Origin of the sequence: Enterobacter sp. R-1.6.2 (assembly GCF_035064085.1) — a bacterium.
Lineage (GTDB): Bacteria > Pseudomonadota > Gammaproteobacteria > Enterobacterales > Enterobacteriaceae > Enterobacter > Enterobacter asburiae_B.
This window is the reverse complement of the sequence record NZ_JASEYI010000068.1, coordinates 1-3664: the sequence shown is the minus strand read 5'-3', so window position 1 is coordinate 3664 and position 3664 is coordinate 1. Positions and strand designations below refer to the sequence as shown.

General features: G+C 56.1%; 2 protein-coding genes. One reads left to right on the top strand and one right to left on the bottom strand.

Annotated elements, in window-relative coordinates; genetic code table 11:
* Positions 1–33: 33 nt before the first annotated feature.
* Positions 34–639 (bottom strand): recombinase family protein, encoded by a 606-nt coding sequence (locus QMN93_RS25575; protein ID WP_000509966.1) that lies wholly within the window; start codon positions 637–639, stop codon positions 34–36.
* A 94-nt stretch (positions 640–733) separates the two neighbouring features.
* On the opposite strand from QMN93_RS25575, the gene QMN93_RS25570 reads away from it, so the two are divergent.
* On the top strand, positions 734–3631 hold the full coding sequence (locus tag QMN93_RS25570; protein WP_001553819.1) for a Tn3-like element Tn5403 family transposase: 2898 nt from the start codon (positions 734–736) through the stop codon (positions 3629–3631).
* Positions 3632–3664: the final 33 nt, after the last annotated feature.

Genomic DNA, 3664 nt, shown 5'->3' with positions numbered 1-3664 from the left:
GGGGTCGGTTCCGGCTGAGGGCGAAATGACACCCTAAGCGTTAGCTCTGTGTCGTTGCACGATGTCAGCGACGGTATTCTTGCTGATACCGAGCTCGCGTGCGATCCAGCGATAGCTGCGTCCCTCGGCCCTCATCGCAACCACCTTAGGCAAAAGTCGGTCTGATTTTGGTCGCACTCCGGCCTGACGACCAAGCCTCTTACCACGTGCCTTCGCAACAGCAAGGCCTGACTTGACCCGCTCGCTGATGAGATCCCGCTCAAACTCCGCAATGCCGGAAAGAAACGTCGCCAGCATTCGTCCATACGGCGACGAAAGATCGAACGCCATTCCATTCATGGCTATCACGGAAACCTTCCAGTTCTCCAGTTCACGTAGCGTATTGAGCAGATCGAGCGTCGAGCGCCCCCACCGGGAAAGCTCAGTGACCAGGATTGCATCAATTTGTCTGGACTGGGCAAGCGCCAGGACTTTCTTTCGCTCGGCCCGGTCGAGTTTAGTTCCTGAACCTGTTTCCTTAAATATTCCCACCACGTCGTAGCCGGCACGGCCGGCGAAGGCTCGCAGATCAAATTCCTGGCGTTCACAAGACTGATCCGCTGTTGAAACCCGGCAGTAAATGGCGGCACGATGTCCCAATTGAACCCTCCTGGATTTTTGTATCGGAACGCCCTGATTTATATGGGCTGGCTGTTGTCCAAAACAGACTATACTTCAAAAGGGACGAATTTGTATGTCACGACGCCATATTTTCACCGAACGGCAGCGAGCAGCGCTGTTCGATCTGCCCACGGACGAACTGTCGCTACTGAAGTTCTACACGCTGGGCGATGATGACCTGGAAAACATTAGGCAGCGCCGCAGACCGGAAAACAGGATTGGCTTTGCCCTGCAACTTTGTGCCTTACGATATCCGGGCCGTGCACTGGCTCCTGGTGAGATGATCCCGCGTGAAGTCCTTTCCTTCGTCGGTGCTCAGCTTGGAGTTCCGGCTGATGCGCTTCTCACTTATGCCACACGGCGCCAAACCCGTCAGCAGCACATGGACACGCTGCGCGAAATTTACGGCTACAAGACCTTCACGGGCCGTGGTGCCCGTGATCTGCGGGAGTGGACTTTCGGCCAGGCCGAAGATGCCAGATCAAACGAGGATCTTGCTCATCGTTTTATTGTGCGGTGTCGGGAAACTTCCACCATTCTGCCCGCAGTATCGACAATCGAGCGCTTGTGCGCGGATGCTCTGGTCGCCGCTGAGCGGCGGATTGAAACGCGGATTGCGGAAAATTTAACAGCGGATGTTCGCGATCACCTGGACAAACTTCTGAGTGAAATGCTCGCCGGCAATATCAGTCGTTTCATCTGGCTTCGCAACTTCGAGGTTGGTAACAACTCGGCTGCTGCTAACCGTTTGCTCGACAGGCTCGAATTTCTGCGTACCCTGAATATCAATCATAGTGCTTTGGCCAGCATACCTGCCCATCGCATTGCCCGGCTGCGTCGGCAGGGTGAACGCTACTTCACCGACGGTTTGCGTGACATCACTTCGGACCGCCGCTGGGCGATCCTTGCCGTCTGTGTTGTGGAGTGGGAAGCGGCGATTGCTGATGCCATAGTCGAAACCCATGACAGGATCGTAGGAAAAACCTGGCGGGAAGCGAAGCGCCAGCATGACGAAACAATTTCCGGCTCTAAAGCCACACTCACGGATACGATCCGTACCTTCACCGCGCTGGGAGCTTCGTTGCTTGAGGCCCGCAGTGACGGAACCCCGCTGGAGATGGCTGTCGCCAGTTCGGTTGCATGGGACCGGCTCGCTCAACTGGTAGCGACAGGGACTCAACTCAGCAACACGCTAGCCGATGAGCCTCTTGCATATGTCGGGCAGGGATACCATCGCTTTCGTCGTTATGCGCCCCGCATGTTGCGCTGTCTGAAGCTCGAAGCCGCGCCGGTCGCCGGACCATTGGTAGCAGCAGCTTTGTCGATCGGAGAGATGAAAGGTGTTGCATCGCCAGAAAGGCGTTTCCTGCGGCCCAGCTCCAAATGGAACCGTCATTTACGAGCTCAGGAAAAAGGAGATACCCGTCTTTGGGAAGTGGCGGTACTCTTTCACCTCCGGGATGCTTTTCGTTCCGGAGATGTCTGGCTCGCTCATTCGCGCCGCTATGGTGACCTCAAGCAGGTACTGGTGCCGATGATCGCGGCGCAGGAAAATGCAAAACTGGCCGTGCCTTCCAACCCACAGGATTGGCTGGCAGACAGAAAGGCGCGACTCACGATCGCTCTTAAGCGGCTGGCCCGGGCTGCCCGTAACGGCACTATTCCGCACGGTAGCATAGAAGATGGAACGTTGCGGATCGACAGGTTGACAGCAGACGTGCCGGATGGTGCCGAGGCACTCATACTGGATCTGTATCGCCGAATGCCGTCCGTTCGGATTACCGACATGCTGCTTGAAGTTGATGCAGCCCTTGGTTTCACAGATGCGTTTACCCATCTGAGAACCGGGGCTCCATGTCGCGACCGGATCGGTCTGCTCAACGTCCTGCTCGCTGAAGGGCTCAATCTGGGCCTGCGTAAGATGGCGGAAGCTACAAACACGCATGATTACTGGCAGCTCTCACGCCTTGCCCGCTGGCATGTTGAAAGCGAAGCCATGAACCAGGCATTGGCAATTGTGGTGGCCGCGCAGGGTAAACTGCCGATGTCACGCGTCTGGGGGATGGGCACGTCAGCATCGAGCGATGGTCAGTTTTTCCCGACAGCGCGGCATGGCGAAGCCATGAACATGGTCAATGCCAAATATGGTTCTGTTCCCGGCCTCAAAGCGTATACTCACGTAAGCGACCAGTTCGCGCCATTCGCTTGTCAGTCGATCCCGGCGACCGTGAGCGAGGCACCGTATATTCTCGATGGACTACTGATGAACGAGGTCGGTCGCCATGTTCGCGAACAGTATGCCGATACAGCAGGATTCACCGACCATTTGTTCGGAGCCAGTAGCCTGCTCGGCTACAATCTCGTTCTGCGAATCAGGGATCTGCCATCGAAGCGGTTGTACGTATTTAATCCCGATACGACCCCCAGGGAGTTACGCAAGTTGGTAGGTGGAAAAGCCCGGGAGGATCTTATCGTTGCGAACTGGCCTGATATTTTCCGTTGTGCCGCGACGATGACCGCTGGCAAAATCAGGCCCAGCCAACTCCTGCGCAAGCTCGCTTCTTACCCACGACAAAACAACCTTGCAGTTGCGCTTCGTGAAGTTGGTCGTATTGAACGGACCCTTTTCATTATTGAGTGGATCCTGGATACGGACATGCAGCGGCGTGCTCAGATCGGTCTTAACAAGGGAGAGGCCCACCATGCGCTCAAAAATGCGCTCCGTATCGGGAGGCAGGGGGAAATTCGCGATCGCACGACAGAGGGGCAGCACTACCGAATCGCTGGGCTCAATTTATTGACTGCGGTGATCATTTACTGGAATACCGTCCATCTTGGTCATGCCGTCACGGAGCGGCGGAACGAAGGGTTGGATGTTCCCCCTGAATTTCTTCCCCACATATCCCCATTGGGCTGGGCGCACATTCTACTGACTGGCGAATATCTTTGGCCCAAGGAACCGAAAGCTTAGGGTGTCATTTCGCCCTCAGCCGGAACCGACCCC